A 17,301-nucleotide genomic window follows, 5' to 3' on the forward strand; every position below is an offset into this window, starting at 1 on the left:
GGGAGCCGGTCGGCGTGCGCGCGGCCCGGCGGGGCGGCCAGGTCGGCGGCGACGGTGAGGGTGGCGGCGGCGGTGAGATGGCCGTGCCGCAGCCGTGCGGCCATCGGGAGGCCGCGCAGAGTCGCCGAGAGGAATCCGGCGGCGAACGCGTCACCGGCGCCGACCGGCGCGACGACGTCGACCCGCAGCGCGGGCACGGACGTGACGGTGTCGGACAGGGCGGTGTCGGACAGGGCGGTGTCGCCGGCGCCGGTCTGCCCCGGGGTCGCGTGGTAGACCGTGGCCCCCGCGCTGCCGCGCTTGACGACGACGGTGGCCGGTTCCGGCAGCGCCGCGCGGATCGCGTCCCCGCCGTGCAGGTCCCACGCGTCGGCCGCCTCGTCCTCGCCGACGAAGACCAGGTCGGCGCCGCGCGCCAGCTCCAGCAGGACGCGCGCGCCGGTGGCGTCGCGGGCACCGGACGCGTCGCGCCACAGCCCCGGGCGGTAGTTGACGTCGAAGGAGACCAGCGGGCGCCCCGGCCGCCTGGTGGTGATCTCGCGCATCAGGGCGAGACAGTCGGCGGACAGGGCCGCCGTGATCCCGGAGACGTGCAGCACAGTCCCCGACCACAGCCCTTCGACCGGCGTGTTGGCCGGGGACATCGCCGAGGCGGCCGAGCCGGCCCGGTAGTAGAGGACCTCATGGGTGTCGGTGGCGCGGTCGCCCGCCGTGCGGAAGTAGATGCCGGTGGGCCGGTCCGGGTCGCGGTGGACCCCGGTGGTGTCGACGCCGTACGCGGCGACGGCGTCGACGAGATGGTCACCGAACCCGTCGGCGCCGACCCGGCTGACCCAGCTCACACGGTGCCCGGCGGCGGCCAGGGCACAGGCGACATTGGACTCCGCGCCGCCTATGGTCCGGGCGAAGGACGGGACGTCGGCCAGCCGGCCGGGGCGCGAGGGCACGAAGGTGACCATGGACTCACCGAGGCAGACGACCTCGGCTCCTGCGGTTCCGGTCACCCTGGTGCTCCTCCGCTGCGATCCATGTCGGTCCGTGTCGGCCCATGTCGGTCCGTGTCGGTCCGCCGGCATTGACCCGGCGTCGGCTCGGATGTTAGACAATCATGAGCGTCATACGCAATGGGCGTTGCACACGTTGCAACGCCGGGGATCGGGAGGCTTCATGACCGCCGAGCGGCCGGCACAACCGCTTTCAGGACTGGCGCAGTTGCGTGACGAGCCCGTCGACCACCGCTTCAAGGGCCTCCCGCCGGACGCCGAAGGACTGACCGTGGGCGAGCTGGCGGCCGAGCGTCGCTCGCTGTTCACCGGCGGCTTCACCACCCCCGTACTGGCCCTGTCGGCCGAGTCGGTCGAGCACAATCTGGTGCTGCTGGAGACGTACGCCGAGCGGCACGGCCTGGCCTTCGCCCCGCACGGCAAGACGTCCATGTCGCCCCAGCTCTTCGAGCGGCAGCTCGCGCACGGCGCCTGGGGCATCACGGCGGCCGTCCCCCACCAGGTGCGCGTCTACCGCGCCTTCGGCGTCGCCCGTATCTTCCTCGCCAACGAGGTGGTCGACGCGGCTGCCCTGCGCTGGATCGCCGCCGAGCTGGACCGCGACCCGGGCTTCCGGTTCCTGTGTTACGTCGATTCCGTACGCGGTGTCGAGCTGATGGACGAGGCCCTGAGCGCGGCGGGCGCGACCCGCCCCGTCGAGGTCGTGGTCGAGCTGGCGGCCGGCGAGGGCGCGCGCACGGGTGCGCGCACCGAGGCCGACTGCGCCGCGGTCGCCGACGCCGTGGCCGCCGCCCGCACCCTGCGGCTGACCGGCGTCGCCGGGTACGAGGGCGAGGTGCCGGACGCGGACGACGAGGCCGTACGCGACTGGCTGCGCCGGCTGACCGCGCTCGCCGCCGACTTCGACCGGGCGGGCCGCTTCGACGGCGCCGAGGAGATCGTGATCAGCGCGGGCGGCAGCGCCTGGTTCGACGCGGTGGCCGACGTCTTCGCCGGCATCCCGGATCTGACGCTGCCGGTCCTGAAACTGCTGCGCTCGGGCGCGTACATCTCGCACGACGACGGCCACTACCGCGAGATCACCCCGTTCAACCGGGTGCCCGAGGAGGGCGCACTCCAGCCGGCGTTCCGGCTGTGGGCCCAGGTCGTCTCCCGCCCGTCGGCGGGGCAGGCGTTCGTCAACGCGGGCAAGCGGGACGCGGCGTACGACCTCGACCTGCCGGAGGCGCAGGTCGTACGGGACGCCCGCACCGGCGCCGTCCGCCCGGCGGCCGGTATCGCCGTCGAGAAGCTGTCGGACCAGCACGGCTGGCTGACCACCTCGCCCGACGCCGTCCTGGAGGTCGGCGACTGGGTGGGGATGGGGCTCTCCCACCCGTGCACGTCGTTCGACAAGTGGCAGCTGATCCCGCTGGTCGAGGCGGACGGCACGGTCACCGACCTCGTCCGTACGTATTTCTGACCCGAGAGGCCCCGCACCATGGATCTCGTCCTGCGTGACGCCCGCGTCGCCGACGGCACCGGCGGCGCGTCGTACCGCGCCGACGTCGGCGTCACGGAAGGACGGATCAGCCGCATCCTGCGGGAGGGCGAGGGCCCGCGGCTGTCCGGCGCCCGGGTGGTGGAGGCCGCGGGTCTGGTCCTGGCGCCCGGCTTCGTCGACATGCACGCGCACAGCGACCTGGCGCTGCTCCGCGACCCCGACCACTCGGCGAAGGCGGCGCAGGGGGTGACGCTTGAGGTCATCGGCCAGGACGGACTGTCGTACGCGCCCGTGGACGACCCCGCCCTGGCCGAGGTGCGCAGGGCCATCGCCGGGTGGAACGGCGGCGGCCCCGGCGACACGTCCGTCGACTTCGACTGGCGCACGGTCGGTGAGTACCTGGACCGGCTCGACCACGGCTTCGACGGGCAGGGCATCGCCGTCAACGCCGCGTATCTCGTCCCGCAGGGCACGGTGCGGATGCTCGCCGTCGGCTGGGACGACCGCCCGGCGAGCGGCGCCGAGCTGGACCGGATGCGCCAACTCGTCGCCGAGGGGCTGGAACAGGGCGCCGTCGGCATGTCGTCCGGGCTGACCTACACCCCCGGCATGTACGCGGACGACGCCGAACTCACCGAGCTGTGCCGGGTGGTGGCGCGCTACGGCGGCTACTACTGCCCGCACCACCGCTCGTACGGCGCGGGCGCCCTCCAGGCGTACGAGGAGATGGTGACGCTCAGCCGCACGGCGGGCTGCGCGCTCCATCTCGCGCACGCCACCATGAACTTCGCGGAGAACGAGGGCCGGGCACCCGAGCTGCTGGCCCTGCTGGACCGCGCGCTCGAAGCGGGCGCCGACATCTCCCTCGACACCTATCCGTACACGCCGGGCGCCACCACGCTCGTCGCGATGCTGCCGAGCTGGGCGAGCGAGGGCGGCCCCGACGCGACGCTCGCCCGCCTCCAGGACCGGGCCGAGGCCGAGCGCATCCGGTACGCCCTTGAGGTGACGGGTTCGGACGGCTGCCACGGCGTGCCGATCGAGTGGGACACCATCGAGATCTCGGGCGTATCGGCGCCGGGGCTCGGCGCGCTGGTGGGCCGGACGGTCGCGGAGTCGGCGGCGCGCGCGGGCGAGGAGCCGTGGACCACGGCCCGCAGGCTGCTGGTCGAGGACGGGCTCGGCTCGACGATCCTCCAGCACGTCGGCCACGAGGAGAACGTCCGGCGGATCATGCGCCACCGCGTCCACACCGGCGGCAGCGACGGCATCCTCCAGGGCGCCAAGCCGCACCCGCGCGCGTACGGCACGTTCCCCCGCTATCTGGGCCACTACGTACGCGAGTTGGGCGTGCTGACGCTGGAGGAGTGCGTGGCCCGGCTGACCGGCCGTCCCGCGGCCCGGCTGCGGCTGCCGGACCGCGGTCTCGTACGCGAGGGGTACCGCGCCGATCTGGTCCTCTTCGACCCGGAGACGGTCGCCGCCGGTGCCACCTTCGCCGCGCCGCGCACCCTGCCGACCGGGATCCCGTACGTACTGATCGACGGCCGCTTCGTGATCGACGGCGCCCGCCGGACGGATGTCCTGGCGGGCAGGTCGGTACGCCGGACACGGATCTAGGGTCCGGCTCAGCAGATCCCCGGCTCAGCGGGAGGCGAGCCGCAGGACGAGCGCCACCACGGCGAGGACGACAAAGACGGCGGCGGGAGCCATCGCGTACGCCTTGGCCCGTACGTGGAAGATCAGCGCGCCGATGAAGTACAGGGCGACGCCGACCGCCGCGGCGACGCCGAGGTACGGCACCCACAGCCCGGCGACGAGCCCGACGGCGCCCGCCGCCTTCAGCGTGGCGAGCCGGGGCAGCCAGCTGTCGGGCACACCCACGGACTTCATCGAGGTGACGACGGTCTCCTGGCGGGTGAACGTCGCGAAGGCGGACCCGGCGAGCGCGACGGCGAGCAGCAGACCGACGACGGCGTAGGCGATGAACACGGCAGACCTCTCGGGGGACGGACGAGAACCGGCTCAGCATGTGCCTGACCTCGGGCGGGAGGAACACCGCGCCGAGACGGGTACTGACAGGGCGATGCTGAGCCGGCCACGCGCGGCGCCACGCCGGTACCGTGGGCGGGTGAGCGAAACCGAACTGGGGCACTTCCTGCGCGCGCACCGCGAGGCCGTGACGCCCGCCGAGGTGGGCCTCCCGCCCGGCAGCAGGCGCCGCACGCCGGGGCTGCGCCGTTCGGAGCTGGCCATGCTCGCCGGCATCAGCGTCGAGTATCTGGCCCGGCTGGAACAGGGCAGGGACAACAACCCCTCGCCCCAGGTGCTGTCCGCGCTCGCCGAGGCCCTGCGGCTCGACGCGGAGGCGCGTGTCGAGCTGCTGCACGTCCTGAAGGCGACCAACGGCACGCTCAAGCTCTGCCCCGGCGCCTACCAGCCGCCGGAGCGCACCGTACGGCCCACACTGCGCGCCCTGCTCGACCGGCTTGAGCCGACGCCCGCCGTGCTGCTCAACCGGCTGAGCGAGGTCATCGGCTTCACCGAGGGCTACGCGCACCTGTACGGGCCGCTGGGGCTGCTGGACCCGCCGGCCCCGTGCCTGCCGCGCTTCCTGCTCACCGATCCCCGGGCGCGCGCCGCCCACCCGGAGTGGGGCCGGGTCTGCGACGACGTGATCGTCCGGCTGAAGAACGACTCCGTGCCGGACGATCCTCATCTGCTCGATCTGGTGGACGAGTTGACCCTGCTCGCGGGCGCCGCGTTCACCGACCGGTGGAACAGCCCGCAGCGGACACCGGAACGCGCCGGAGTACGGCGGCTGGTGCACCCCGGCGCCGGTGAACTGCGCCTCGTCCAGGAGACGCTGGAACTCGCCGACTTCCAGCGGCTGGTGGTCCAGCTGCCGGCCGACGACGCCACGGGCGCGGCGCTCGACGAGCTGACGGGCCGCCGGCCGGGCGCGCTGCGCGCCGTGGCCGGCTGACCGCGCGGTACGTGCTCCACGCCCTCCGGGCCCAGGCCGCTCGCCGGGTGAACCGGCCCGGCCGCCCAGGTGAACTCTGCCTCAACAGAAAACGCACACGCTCGCATGGGAACACCTGACCGGGGTGTCACACGAACTTATGAGCATCCTGTGTGGACCGGATCCTCGGCGCCCACTTGCTCGTCTCCCTCCTCGGACGCAACGGAGCGTAGGCGGGAGCGCGGACCATGGCACGCAGGGACATTCGGACGTCGGTCAATCGGTCGTCGGGCGGGCGGGCACGGGCGGCGGTCCTCGCGCTCGCCACCGCCGTACTGCTGGCGGGCTGCGGCGCCGAACAGGCGGCCAGGAGCAGCGCGACCGGCGGCAGCGACGGCAGCAGTACGAGCGACGGGAAGGGCGGCGGCTCGCCCGCGACCACCGTCCGGCCGCAGCGCACCCCGCTCCCCGGCCCCGACCGTACGACGCCGCCGCCGCTGCCCGCCGAGACCTCGTCCCCCGACCCGGCGCTGTCCCGTCCCGTGGTGTCCATGGACATCGCGCACGCGGCGCAGCGCGGCGGCCAGGCGGTCAATGTCACGATCGACGACGGCCCCGACCCGGTCTGGACGCCGCAGATCCTGAAGATCCTGCGGCGGAACGGGGTCAGGGCGACGTTCTGCATGATCGGCCCCGCGGCCGAGGCGCATCCCGATCTGGTCCGCCGGGTGGTGGCCGAAGGACACCGGCTGTGCGACCACACCGTGTCGCACAACACGGCGATGGACCACCGCTCGCGCGCCTACCAGAGCGGACAGATCCTGACCGCCGAGCGCCAGATCGAGCGGGCGTCGGGCGGCGTGGCGCCGCAGTACTACCGGGCCCCGGGCGGCGCCTTCACCCCGTACAGCAGGCAGATCGCCGCGGCGGCCGGCATGCGGCCGCTCGGCTGGAACGTGGACTCGCAGGACTTCGAGCGGCCCGGCGTCGAGGCCATCCAGCACACCGTCAAGGAGGAGCTGGACAACGGCCCTACGCTGCTGTTCCACGACGGCGGCGGGGACAGGTCCCAGACGGTGGCTGCGCTGGGCCGGCTGCTGCCCTGGCTGCGCCACCACGGCTACGGATTCAGCTTCCCGGTCCGCTAGGGCCTGACCCGTTACCGCGACCGCCGGCCCCGTTAGTCCTGTCACGCTGAGCGTTTCCCGCGCCACCAGGTCGTATGGTGGCGGGCATGCAGGTGATCCAGTCGACGAAGCTCGCCAACGTCTGTTACGAAATCCGGGGCCCGGTCCTCGACGAGGCGATGCGGCTGGAGGCAGCAGGCCACCGCATCCTCAAGCTCAACACCGGCAACCCCGCGGCCTTCGGCTTCGAGTGCCCGCCCGAGATCCTTGAGGACATGCTCCGCAACCTCGGCGCCGCGCACGGCTACGGGGACGCGAAGGGGCTGCTGTCGGCGCGCCGCGCCGTGATGCAGCACTACCAGACCAAGGGCATAGAGCTGGACGTCGAGGACATCTATCTCGGCAACGGTGTCTCCGAGCTGATCCAGATGTCCATGCAGGCGCTGCTGGACGACGGCGACGAGGTGCTCGTCCCCGCCCCCGACTACCCGCTGTGGACGGCGTCGGTCTCGCTGGCCGGCGGTACGGCGGTGCACTACCGCTGTGACGAGCAGGCGGACTGGCAGCCGGACCTCGCCGACATCGAGCGCAAGATCACCGACCGCACCAAGGCGATCGTGATCATCAACCCGAACAACCCGACCGGCGCCGTGTACGACGAGTCCATGCTGCTGGCGCTGACCGAGGTGGCCAGGCGGCACAATCTGGTCGTCTGCTCGGACGAGATCTACGACCGGATCCTGTACGACGGCGCCACCCACACCCCGACGGCGGCGCTCGCGCCCGACCTGCTGACCCTCACCTTCAACGGGCTGTCCAAGAACTACCGGGTGGCGGGCTTCCGCTCCGGCTGGATGGCGGTCTGCGGCCCGAAGGCGCACGCCGGGTCGTACATCGAGGGGCTGACGATCCTGGCCAACATGCGGCTGTGCGCCAACATGCCCTCGCAGCACGCGGTGGCGGCGGCGCTGGGCGGCCGGCAGACGATCGACGACATGGTGCGGCCGGGCGGCCGGATCCTGGAGCAGCGGGACACCGCGTACGACCTGCTCACCCAGATCCCGGGGGTGACGTGCGTGAAGCCCAAGGGCGCGCTGTATCTCTTCCCCCGGCTCGACCCGAGCGTCTACAAGATCAAGGACGACCGGGAGATGGTCCTCGACCTGCTGCGGCGGGAGAAGATCATGGTCGTGCACGGCACGGGGTTCAACTGGCCGGAGCCGGACCACTTCCGGATCGTGACGCTGCCGGCCGCCTCCGAGCTGGCCGACGCGGTGACCCGGATCGGCACATTCCTGGACGGATACTCCCAGCCCTGAGCGGTCTCCGAGCGGGTTTCGAGCGGTCTGCAAGCGGTCTGCGGGCAGTCTTGAGTTCCCACTAACTTTAGACTGATTCCAATGTAGGATGGTCTCCTGACCCTGCCAGGAGGCCATCCCATGTACGAGCCCATCCGTACCAAGTCGGTCCACTCGCCTGCCGACGACGCCGACTTCCCCCACCGCAGCCGCGAGGAGGAGCTGGACATCCAGCTCGCCGGCCATCTGTCCGCCCTGCTCGCGCTCACCGACGAGCTGGGCGACGGCGAGGCCGCCGAAGCCCTGGCCCGGCAGCTCACCCGGCTGCGCGGAGCAGCCCCGCTGCGGCAGCCGGGATCCGACAACGACCCGGTCGACCCGGAGGCGCTGCACCGGCGCGCGCTCGCCGTGGCGGGACGGGCGCTCGTGGTCGCCGCCTCACGCGCCGACACAGCGGCGGCGATACTGGCCGCCGAGCGGATGGACGCGCACACGGCGGCGCTGCACAGCGGCGCGCAGCCGCTCGTCGGCGCTCACTGAACGTCCCGTTCCGGTTCCGGACCGGGATGGCTCCTTCACCTTCCGTACACCCTGCGGCGCCCGGAGTGTCGGATTGCGCGAGCACGCTCTGACGTGTGAGACGCATCGTAGGAATCGTCCTGGCGGTGCTGCTGATCGGCGGCGTGGCAGCGGCCGTCGTGGCAGGCCGGGAGAGTCAGGGCACGAGCACGGCAACGAAGACCGTGCGTGGCGTGATCGGATCGGAGAAGGCCGAGTTCTTCGCCGATCCCGGTGTGGTGAAAGCGCTGGCTGCCAAGGGCTTCACCGTGAAGACGGAGACGTCGGGCTCCTGGGCGATGGACCAACTGACGCTCCAGGACGATGACTTCGCCTTCCCTTCGTCCAAGGCCCCGGCCGACGCACTGGACAAGAAGTACGGCGTCCAGGGCGGCCCGATCCGCCCGTTCTACTCGCCCCTCGTCGTCGTGGCGCACCGCGCCGCGGCCCAGGTGCTGGCGGCGAACGGGCTGGTGACGCTGGACGGCCCGTCCCGCGGCACGCTGCGGATGGGCCCGTATCTCGAAGCCGCGGGCCGCAACCGCACCTGGCAGCAGCTCAAGGGCGCGTCCGCGCATACCGAGTTGACCGGGACGCTGTTCATCACGAGCACCGATCCGCAGACCTCCAACTCGGGCGCGCTCTACCTCGCCGCCGCCTCGTACGTCGCCGACGGCGGGAAGGTCGCCACCGACGAGGCAGCCGTCGGCCGGACAGCGCCGCTGCTCAAGAAGCTGATCTCGGTGCAGGGCGCCCAGCAGACCAGCTCGGACGCGCCCTTCCGCGACTTCGTCAGCGGCGTCGGCAATCCGCTGGTGCTGGTGTACGAGTCCCAGGTCGCCTCGCTGCTGCTCCAGCACCAGGACACCGGTGACCTGGTGGTGCTCTACCCGGACACCACGGTCAACAGCGACCACACGCTGGTCCCGCTCACCGACAACGGCCGGGCCCTGGGCGAACTGCTCTCCACCGACAAGACGTTGCGCGAGCTGGCCGTACGCCACGGCTTCCGGCCGCAGGGCGCGGCAGCCGAGTTCGACGCGGCGACCACGCCCGACGCCGCGTTCATCAACCGCACGCTCGCCGGGGTCCGGCAGGCGCCCGTACCCACCAACAGCATCCTGCACGCGATGGCGGTGCGGGCCGGCTCCTGACCGGCTCGCGCGCCACCGCTTCCGTCCCAGGGGGGACCGCATGTCCACAGAGAACAGCACGGAGTCGAGCGGGCAGAGCGAACTGACGCTCACCCCGCCCGAGCCGGTACCGCCGGTGCGCGGCGAGCAGGCCGCGGGTCTGGTGCCGCTCGCCGACTCCGTACGCGACGAGATGACCCGCCGCGCCGCCGACTACGTCGGCTCGCTGGCGGCGCTCGACGCCCGCTCGCCCGAATTCACCGCCCGCGTCGGGGAGATCGCCGGTCTCGGCTCGGGAGAGATCCGCAGCGCGGCCCAGCAGTCCAACCGGATGCTCGACCGTACGGTCCGCTCGCTCACCTCCGGCGGCGAGGACGCCCAGTCCCGGGTCGGGACCTCGCTCGTCGAACTGCGCCGCACCGTCGAGGACCTGGACCCGCGCGACACCCCGGGCAAGGGCGCGCGGCGGCTGCTCGGCAAACTGCCCGGTGGCAACAAGCTCCGCGACCACGCCGCCAAGTACGTCTCCTCGCAGGGCACGCTGAACCGGATCGTCGGCTCGCTGCGCGGCGGCCAGGACGAACTGCGCCGGGACAACGCGGCGTTGCACACCGAGCGCAGCCGGCTCTGGGAGACCATGGGCAAGCTGCAGGAGTACGCGGTGCTCACCGAGGCACTGGACGCGGCGATCGAGCTGCGGATCAGCCGGGTGAAGCCGGCGGACCCCGCGCAGGCCGACGCGCTGCGGGCCGACGTGCTCTTCCCCGTCCGGCAGAAGCACCAGGACCTGCTCACGCAGATGGCGGTGTGCGCCCAGGGGTATCTCGCGATGGACGTCGTGCGCCGCAACAACGAAGAGCTGATCAAGGGCGTCGACCGGGCGGCGACCACGACGGTCTCCGCCCTGCGGATCGCGGTGATGCTGGCCTCGGCGCTGGAGAACCAGCGCAAGGTCACCGAGCAGGTGAACGTGCTCCGTTCGACGACGGAGGACCTGATCCGCGGCAACGCGGAGATGCTCGCCACCCAGAGCGGCGAGATCCAGCGGATCGCGGCCGACCCGGCGGTCGGGGTGGAGACGCTGCGGGCCGCCTTCCAGCAGATCTACCGGACCCTGGACGCGATCGACACGTACAAGATCCAGGCGACGGAATCCATGGCGGCGACCGTCGAATCGCTCTCCACCGAGCTGAGGACGGCGAGTTCGTATCTGGAGCGGACCCGCTCGGCCGGCGCGCTCGAAGGCGGTTCCCAGTGATACGGCGGCGCCCGCTGATGTCGGGACGGCGAAGAACCCGGCAGCGCGCGCTGCTCGCGCTGGTCGTCGCCGCGCTGTGCGCGGCCACCTCTTGCTCGTCCGGCGGCTCCGGCACACCGGACGACCGGCGGAGCGGCGACACCGGCTATCACCCGGGGACCCTGCGGGTGCTGGCGTCGAGCGAACTGTCCGACATGACGGGGGTGCTCGCCCAGGCCGAGAAGAAGACCGGCGTGACGGTGCGGCCGACGTACATCGGCACCCTGGACGCCGCCGAACTCGTCACCTCGGGCAAGGCGGACGGCACGTACGACGCGCTGTGGCTCTCGTCCGACGACTATCTGCGGCTGCACCCGGAAACCGGTGCGCGGCTGACCAACGAGACCCCGATCATGTCGTCCCCCGTGGCGCTCGGCGTGCGGCAGGAGACCGTCACCCAGCTCGGCTGGCAGCCGGACCAGGTCACCTGGGCACAGGTCGAACAGGCCGTCGCAGCGGGGAAGCTGACCTACGGGATGACCGACCCGGTGCGCTCCAACTCCGGTTTCTCCGCGCTGATCTCGGTGGCCTCCGCCCTGTCGGGCGCCCAGTCGGCGCTCACCGACGCGGACGTGGCCAAGGCGACGCGCCGGCTCAAGCAGTTCTTCGCCGGACAGAAGCTGACGTCGGGATCCTCGGGGTGGCTGGCCTCGGCGTACACCCGGGGCAGCACGGTCGCGGGCGGCGGTGTCAACGCGCTCGTCAACTACGAGTCGGTGCTGCTGTCGATGAACCGCGACAGCCACGCGGGGCTGACCGTGATCCGCCCGAAGGACGGCGTCGTCACCGCCGACTACCCCTTCACGCTGCTGACTTCGGCGCCCCGGGAGGCACGCGAGGCGGGGCAGCGGCTCACCGCGTATCTGCGCAGCCCCGAGGCGCAGCGGGCGCTGACCGAGCAGACGTTCCGCCGCCCGGTGGTGCCGTCGGTGCGGCCCGCCGCCGGACTCGGCGCCGACAAGCGCCGTGAACTCCCCTTCCCGGGGACGCAGTCGGTCGCCGACGGGCTGCTGGACAGCTACGAGAACACCCTGCGCCGCCCGTCGCGGACCGTGTACGTGCTGGACACCTCGGGCTCCATGGCGGGCGACCGCCTCGACGCGCTGAAGACGGCGCTCGCCGGGCTGACCGGTACGGACAACTCGCCGACCGGCGACCGCTTCCGGGACCGCGAGGAGGTGACCCTGATGCCGTTCGGCTCCGTGGTGAAGCGGATCACCACGCACACGGTGGACCCGGGCGACCCCGGCGGCTCGCTGGACGCCGTCCGCTCCGACGTGAAGGCGCTCACCTCGTCGGGTGACACGGCGATCTACGGCAGCCTTGAGCAGGCCTACTCCCGGCTGCGCGGCGGCGGCGACACGTTCACCTCGATCGTGCTGATGACGGACGGCGAGAACACCACCGGCCCGGGAGCCGGCGCCTTCGACTCCTTCTACGCGGGGCTGCCCGCCGCGCTGCGCACCACCCCCGTCTTCCCGATCGTGTTCGGCGACTCGGACCGGAGGGAGCTGGCGCACATCGCCGAACTCACCGGCGGCCGGCTGTTCGACGCGACGACCGGCGAGGGCGCGCTCGACGGCGCCTTCGAGGAGATCCGCGGCTACCAATAGTCCGTGGCTGCCGACAGTCCGTGGCTGTCAACAATCCGTGGCTGTCCGTTCCATGGCTACCTACAGGGGGATCAGTGGCCGGCAGGAGAGCGCTCGCCTATCTGGAATCACGCACGAACCTCACCGGCGGTGTCTGCGGTGTGGCCGGTCTCGCCCTGACCTTCACCGGGCTGGCCGGCGCCTACTGGCCGGTGGTGGTCGCCGGGCTGTACGGCGCGGGCGCGCTGATCGCGCCGCCCGAGCGGCCCGCCGCCCCGCACTTCCCCGACCCGGCGCAGCAACTGGACGCGCTGCGCGTCGACTTCGGCAAACTCACGGACTATCTGACCGAGGTGGAGCTGCCACCGGCCGCCGCCGGGCGGCTGACCGAGCTGACCGGTGTGCTGGCGGCCCTGCTCGAACCCGGCTGGGTCGCCGACGCGCTCGCGGGCGACGCCGAGGCCGTACACGCGCTGTCGCGTGCGGTGCGCCAGGACATACCGGAGTCGGTGGACACGTACTCACGGGCCCGCTGGTGGACCCGGCTCCAGCCGGGGACCGAGCCCCCGGAGCGCCATCTGGAGCGGCAGTTGACGGCGCTGCACGAGGAGGCGTCCGCACTGGCCGGTGCGCTGCGGGAGGCGGAGGCGCGGCGCCAGGAGTCGCACACCCGCTATCTGGAGGACCGCAACCGGGCGCAGTGAGCCGGCAGGGGCCCAGCTTTCGGAAGCGGGCGGACATAGCAAACCCCCGGAGCCCATAAGGCGGTTCCGGGGGTTCCCGACGTCAGCCCAGGCGCTCGACGAGCGCGTGGTATTCGTTCCACAGTTCCTTCGGCGTGTGGTCACCGAAGGTGTTGAGGTGCTCGGGGATCAGTGAAGCCTCCTCGCGCCAGACCTCCTTGTCGACGGAGAGCAGGAAGTCCAGCTCGCCGTCGGAGAGTCCGAGCCCTTCGGTGTCGAGGGACGCGCGGGTCGGCAGGATTCCGATGGGCGTCTCGACGCCGTCGGCCGTGCCGTCGAGCCGTTCCACGATCCACTTCAGGACGCGGCTGTTCTCACCGAAGCCCGGCCACACGAACGTGCCCGCCTCGTCCTTGCGGAACCAGTTCACGTAGTAGATCTTCGGCAGCTTGCTCTGGTCCTTGTCGGCGCCGACACCGACCCAATGGCCCATGTAGTCACCCATGTTGTAGCCGCAGAACGGCAGCATGGCGAACGGGTCGCGGCGCAGCTCACCGACCTTGCCCTCGGCCGCCGCGGTCTTCTCGGAGGCGACGTTGGCCCCGAGGAAGACGCCGTGCTGCCAGGTGAAGGACTCGGTGACCAGCGGTACAGCCGAGGCGCGCCGGCCGCCGAAGAGGATCGCCGAGATCGGCACCCCCTTGGGGTCCTCCCACTCGGGGGCGATGATCGGGCACTGTCCGGCGGGCACGGTGAAGCGGGCGTTGGGGTGGGCGGCGGGCGTACCGGACTCCGGTGTCCAGTCGTTGCCCTTCCAGTCGGTGAGGTGCGCGGGCGGCTCCTCCGTCATGCCCTCCCACCAGACGTCGTTGTCGTCGGTGAGCGCGACGTTCGTGAAGACCGAGTTGCCCCACATGGTCTTCATCGCGTTGGCGTTGGTGTGCTCGCCCGTGCCGGGCGCGACACCGAAGAAACCGGCCTCGGGGTTGATCGCGTAGAGCCGGCCGTCCTCGCCGAACCGCATCCAGGCGATGTCGTCGCCGATGGTCTCGACGCTCCATCCCGCGACGGTGGGCTCCAGCATGGCGAGGTTGGTCTTGCCGCAGGCCGAGGGGAAGGCGGCGGCGACGTACTTCGACTCGCCGCGCGGCGGGGTGAGTTTGAGGATCAGCATGTGCTCGGCGAGCCAGCCCTCGTCGCGCGCCATCACCGAGGCGATGCGCAGCGCGTAGCACTTCTTGCCGAGCAGGGCGTTGCCGCCGTACCCGGATCCGTACGACCAGATCTCCCGGTCCTCGGGGAAGTGCGAGATGTACTTGGTGGAGTTGCAGGGCCACGGCACGTCCGCCTGGCCGGCGGCGAGCGGCGCGCCGAGGGTGTGGACGGCCTTGACGAAGAAGCCGTCCTCGCCCAGCTCGTCCAGGACGGGCTGTCCCATCCGGGTCATGGTGCGCATCGACGCCGCGACGTACGCGGAGTCGGTGATCTCGACGCCGATCGCGGACAGCGGTGAGCCGAGGGGGCCCATGCAGAACGGGACGACGTACATGGTCCTGCCGCGCATCGCACCGCGGAAGACGCCCTGGTCGCCGGTGAAGATGTCACGCATCTCCGCCGGCGCCTTCCAGTGGTTGGTGGGGCCGGCGTCCTCCTCCCGCTCGGAGCAGATGAAGGTGCGGTCCTCGACGCGCGCCACGTCGGACGGGTCGGAGGCGGCGTAGTACGAATTCGGCCGGGTGACCGGGTCGAGTTTCTTGAACGTGCCCTTGGCGACGAGCTCCTCACACAGGCGCTCGTACTCGCTCTCCGAGCCGTCGCACCAGACGACCCGGTCGGGCAGGGTCAGGGCCGCGATCTCGTCGACCCAGGCGGCCAGCCGGCGGTGCCGGGTGGGGGTGGTGGTGGGCTCGGTAGGGGTATCGATGGTGGTTTCGGTGGTGGTTTCGGTGGTGGGAGCCGCGATGTCGCGCGCCACGATCGCTCCTTGATGAGGGGTTTTGTTGGGTTGTGCCCCTTGGGGGCTGCGACCCGGACGCTTCGTAGCCCGCTCATCCGGTGCCGCCCGCACTCATTTGATGATCCGATGCTCGCGCCCATATGTCCAGGGGGCCTCACACGTGAGCATGGCCACTGCGTTTCAGCCGAGGGCGGCACGGCGTCGGTAGCATGAACGCATGAATCGCCCCGGGCCCGAAGCGACCGAGATTTCCCCGTCACCCGAAGGGGGGCCGGTCGAGATCGACTTGCCGAGTCCGGTCAAGCCGAAGATGCGCGGCTGGCTGCACGCGGGGATGTTTCCCGCCGTCCTGATCGCCGGAGTGGCGCTCATCGCCCTCACCGACTCCACCCGCGCCCGGGTCGCCTGCTCGATCTACGTAGTGACGGCCTGCCTGCTCTTCGGGGTCAGCGCCATTTACCACCGGGGCACCTGGGGCCCGCGCGGCGAAGCGATCCTGCGCAGGCTCGATCACGCCAACATCTTCCTGATCATCGCCGGCACCTACACCCCACTGACTCTGCTCCTGCTGCCCGACTCGACGAGCGAGACCCTGCTCTGGGCCGTGTGGGCGGCGGCCGCAGCCGGTATCGCCTTCCGGGTCTTCTGGGTCGGCGCGCCGCGCTGGCTCTACACGCCGTGCTACATCGCGATGGGCTGGGCCGCGGTCTTCTACCTGCCGGACTTCATGCGCACCGGCGGCATCGCCGTGCTCGTACTCGTCGTGGTCGGCGGCCTGCTCTACAGCGCGGGCGGCGTGATCTACGGACTCAAGCGCCCCAACCCGTCACCGCGCTGGTTCGGCTTCCACGAGGTGTTCCACTCCTTCACGCTCGCCGCCTTCGTCGCGCACTTCGTCGGCATCTCGCTGGTGGCGTACCAGTACTCGTAGCGGTACCGACCGCTGCCCGTAGCGCCACCGACCACCCCCACGACCCGTAGGGCCACAACTGAAAACTTGACGCCCCCAATCTTTTGAGAGTTACTGTCATTTGACATTAACTCTCGAAGGAGATCGTGATGACCCGTCGATGGTGGGCGCTGGGCGCCCTGGTCGCGAGCATGCTCGTGCTGGGCTTCGACACGACGATCCTGAACGTGGCACTGCCGTCCATGGCCGCGCAGCTCGGTGCGACCACCGGCGAACAGCAGTGGATGGCGGACATCTACATCGTCGTCTTCGCCGCCCTGATGCTCCCCGCCGGACTCCTCGGTGACCGGTTCGGCCGGCGCCGGATGCTCGTCGCCGGGCTCGGGATCTTTCTCGCGGGCTCGGTCGTCGGCTCGCTCGTCCACAGCGTCGACCTGGTCATCACGGCCCGCGCCATCATGGGTGTGGGCGCCGCGCTGATCATGCCGCTCGCCATGTCCGTACTGCCGTCCCTCTTCGGCGCGCCCGAGGACCGGGTGAAGGCCGTCGGCATCATCTCGGCGGCGTCGGCGCTCGGGCTGCCGCTCGGCCCGATCATCGGCGGCTGGCTGCTCGAACACTTCTGGTGGGGTTCGATCTTCGTCCTCAACATCCCGATGGTCGCGATCGGGATAGCCGCCTGTGTCTTCCTGCTGCCGGAGACGGCCGACCCCTCCTCGCCCCGGGTCGACCCGCTCTCCACGGCGCTCACCGCGCTCGGGCTCGGCGCGCTCGTCTACGGCGTCATCGAGGCGCCCGAGCGCGGCTGGGGCAGTCCGCTGGTCATCGGCATGCTGGTGGGCGGGGCCGTCCTGCTCGCCGCTCTCGTATTGCGCGAGCGGCGCATGGCGCGCCCCATGCTCGATCTGACGCTGCTGCGCCACCGGGGCTTCCTGCTCAACACGCTGGCGGCGACGCTGGTGATGTTCGTCCTGTCCGGGCTGCTGTTCCTGCTGCCCGGCTATCTCCAGGCCGTACGCGGCAACGACGCGCTCGGCACCGGGGTGCGGATGCTGCCGATGATGGGCGGCCTGATGGTGACGTCCCGGCTCAGCGGCCCGCTCGGCCGGCGGTTCGGCCCCCGCGCGGTGATCTGCGCCGGCCTGGTCGTGCTCGCCTTCGCCGCGCTGCTCGGCAGCCGTACCACCGTGGACAGCGAATACTGGTTCACCGCGCTGTGGCTGACGATCACCGGCGCCGGCTTCGGACTCGCGGTCGTCCCCGCCATGGACGGCGCGCTCGGCGCGCTGCCCGC

Annotated in this window: 15 protein-coding genes; 12 read left to right on the forward strand and 3 right to left on the reverse strand. The window is 71.5% G+C overall.

Annotated features, from left to right (window positions below; translation table 11 throughout):
- Positions 1-959, reverse strand: a 959-nt coding sequence (locus tag HY68_RS05540) for a sugar kinase (RefSeq protein ID WP_241778741.1), incomplete at its 3' end; no start/stop codon positions are given.
- Between the two features lie 208 nt (positions 960-1,167).
- Between HY68_RS05540 and HY68_RS05545 the strand changes: the two genes are divergently transcribed.
- Both HY68_RS05545 and HY68_RS05550 read left to right on the forward strand, forming a co-directional pair.
- Entirely contained in the window at positions 1,168-2,466 is a 1,299-nt protein-coding gene (locus HY68_RS05545; RefSeq protein WP_041985104.1) for an alanine racemase, read from the forward strand.
- A gap of 18 nt (positions 2,467-2,484) precedes the next feature.
- Positions 2,485-4,107, forward strand: coding sequence for a D-aminoacylase (locus HY68_RS05550; RefSeq protein ID WP_041985106.1), 1,623 nt, complete (start codon positions 2,485-2,487; stop codon positions 4,105-4,107).
- Positions 4,108-4,131: 24 nt separating this feature from the next.
- On the opposite strand, the gene HY68_RS05555 is transcribed toward HY68_RS05550, so the two are convergent.
- On the reverse strand, positions 4,132-4,479 hold the full coding sequence (locus tag HY68_RS05555) for a DoxX family protein (RefSeq protein WP_041985109.1): 348 nt from the start codon (positions 4,477-4,479) through the stop codon (positions 4,132-4,134).
- 139 nt (positions 4,480-4,618) lie between these two features.
- Between HY68_RS05555 and HY68_RS05560 the strand changes: the two genes are divergently transcribed.
- The 8 genes from HY68_RS05560 (at position 4,619) to HY68_RS05595 (ending at position 13,161) form a co-directional block, all read left to right on the forward strand.
- Complete coding sequence (locus tag HY68_RS05560; protein ID WP_041985113.1) at positions 4,619-5,473, forward strand: helix-turn-helix transcriptional regulator; 855 nt, start codon at positions 4,619-4,621, stop codon at positions 5,471-5,473.
- Positions 5,474-5,700: 227 nt separating this feature from the next.
- Positions 5,701-6,600 carry a polysaccharide deacetylase family protein gene (locus HY68_RS05565; protein WP_241778479.1) on the forward strand — a complete coding sequence of 300 codons (900 nt, stop codon included), beginning with the start codon at positions 5,701-5,703 and terminating at the stop codon, positions 6,598-6,600.
- 86 nt (positions 6,601-6,686) lie between these two features.
- A complete protein-coding gene (locus HY68_RS05570) occupies positions 6,687-7,898 on the forward strand; it encodes a pyridoxal phosphate-dependent aminotransferase (protein WP_041995239.1) in 1,212 nt (403 codons plus the stop codon).
- A gap of 120 nt (positions 7,899-8,018) precedes the next feature.
- On the forward strand, positions 8,019-8,417 hold the full coding sequence (locus HY68_RS05575) for a hypothetical protein (RefSeq protein WP_041985115.1): 399 nt from the start codon (positions 8,019-8,021) through the stop codon (positions 8,415-8,417).
- 95 nt (positions 8,418-8,512) lie between these two features.
- Positions 8,513-9,589 (forward strand): hypothetical protein, encoded by a 1,077-nt coding sequence (locus HY68_RS05580; protein ID WP_041985117.1) that lies wholly within the window; start codon positions 8,513-8,515, stop codon positions 9,587-9,589.
- Between the two features lie 40 nt (positions 9,590-9,629).
- Complete coding sequence (locus HY68_RS05585) at positions 9,630-10,826, forward strand: toxic anion resistance protein (RefSeq protein WP_041985119.1); 1,197 nt, start codon at positions 9,630-9,632, stop codon at positions 10,824-10,826.
- Positions 10,827-10,843: 17 nt separating this feature from the next.
- A complete protein-coding gene (locus HY68_RS05590) occupies positions 10,844-12,478 on the forward strand; it encodes a substrate-binding and VWA domain-containing protein (RefSeq protein ID WP_041995241.1) in 1,635 nt (544 codons plus the stop codon).
- 74 nt (positions 12,479-12,552) lie between these two features.
- Positions 12,553-13,161: a hypothetical protein gene (locus HY68_RS05595; RefSeq protein WP_041985122.1), complete on the forward strand. Its 609-nt coding sequence runs from the start codon at positions 12,553-12,555 to the stop codon at positions 13,159-13,161.
- A gap of 82 nt (positions 13,162-13,243) precedes the next feature.
- On the opposite strand, the gene HY68_RS05600 is transcribed toward HY68_RS05595, so the two are convergent.
- The gene (locus HY68_RS05600; RefSeq protein ID WP_041995243.1) at positions 13,244-15,064 is read right to left on the reverse strand and encodes a phosphoenolpyruvate carboxykinase (GTP); all 1,821 of its coding nucleotides are present in this window, start codon (positions 15,062-15,064) and stop codon (positions 13,244-13,246) included.
- Positions 15,065-15,314: 250 nt separating this feature from the next.
- Here HY68_RS05600 and HY68_RS05605 point away from each other — a divergent pair, with 250 nt between their 5' ends.
- Positions 15,315-16,028 carry a hemolysin III family protein gene (locus HY68_RS05605; protein ID WP_041985126.1) on the forward strand — a complete coding sequence of 238 codons (714 nt, stop codon included), beginning with the start codon at positions 15,315-15,317 and terminating at the stop codon, positions 16,026-16,028.
- A gap of 128 nt (positions 16,029-16,156) precedes the next feature.
- A partial coding sequence (locus HY68_RS43505; protein WP_041995244.1) for an MFS transporter occupies positions 16,157-17,301 on the forward strand: 1,145 nt, incomplete at its 3' end.

It is taken from the genome of Streptomyces sp. AcH 505 (genome assembly GCF_000818175.1).
GTDB lineage: Bacteria > Actinomycetota > Actinomycetes > Streptomycetales > Streptomycetaceae > Streptomyces.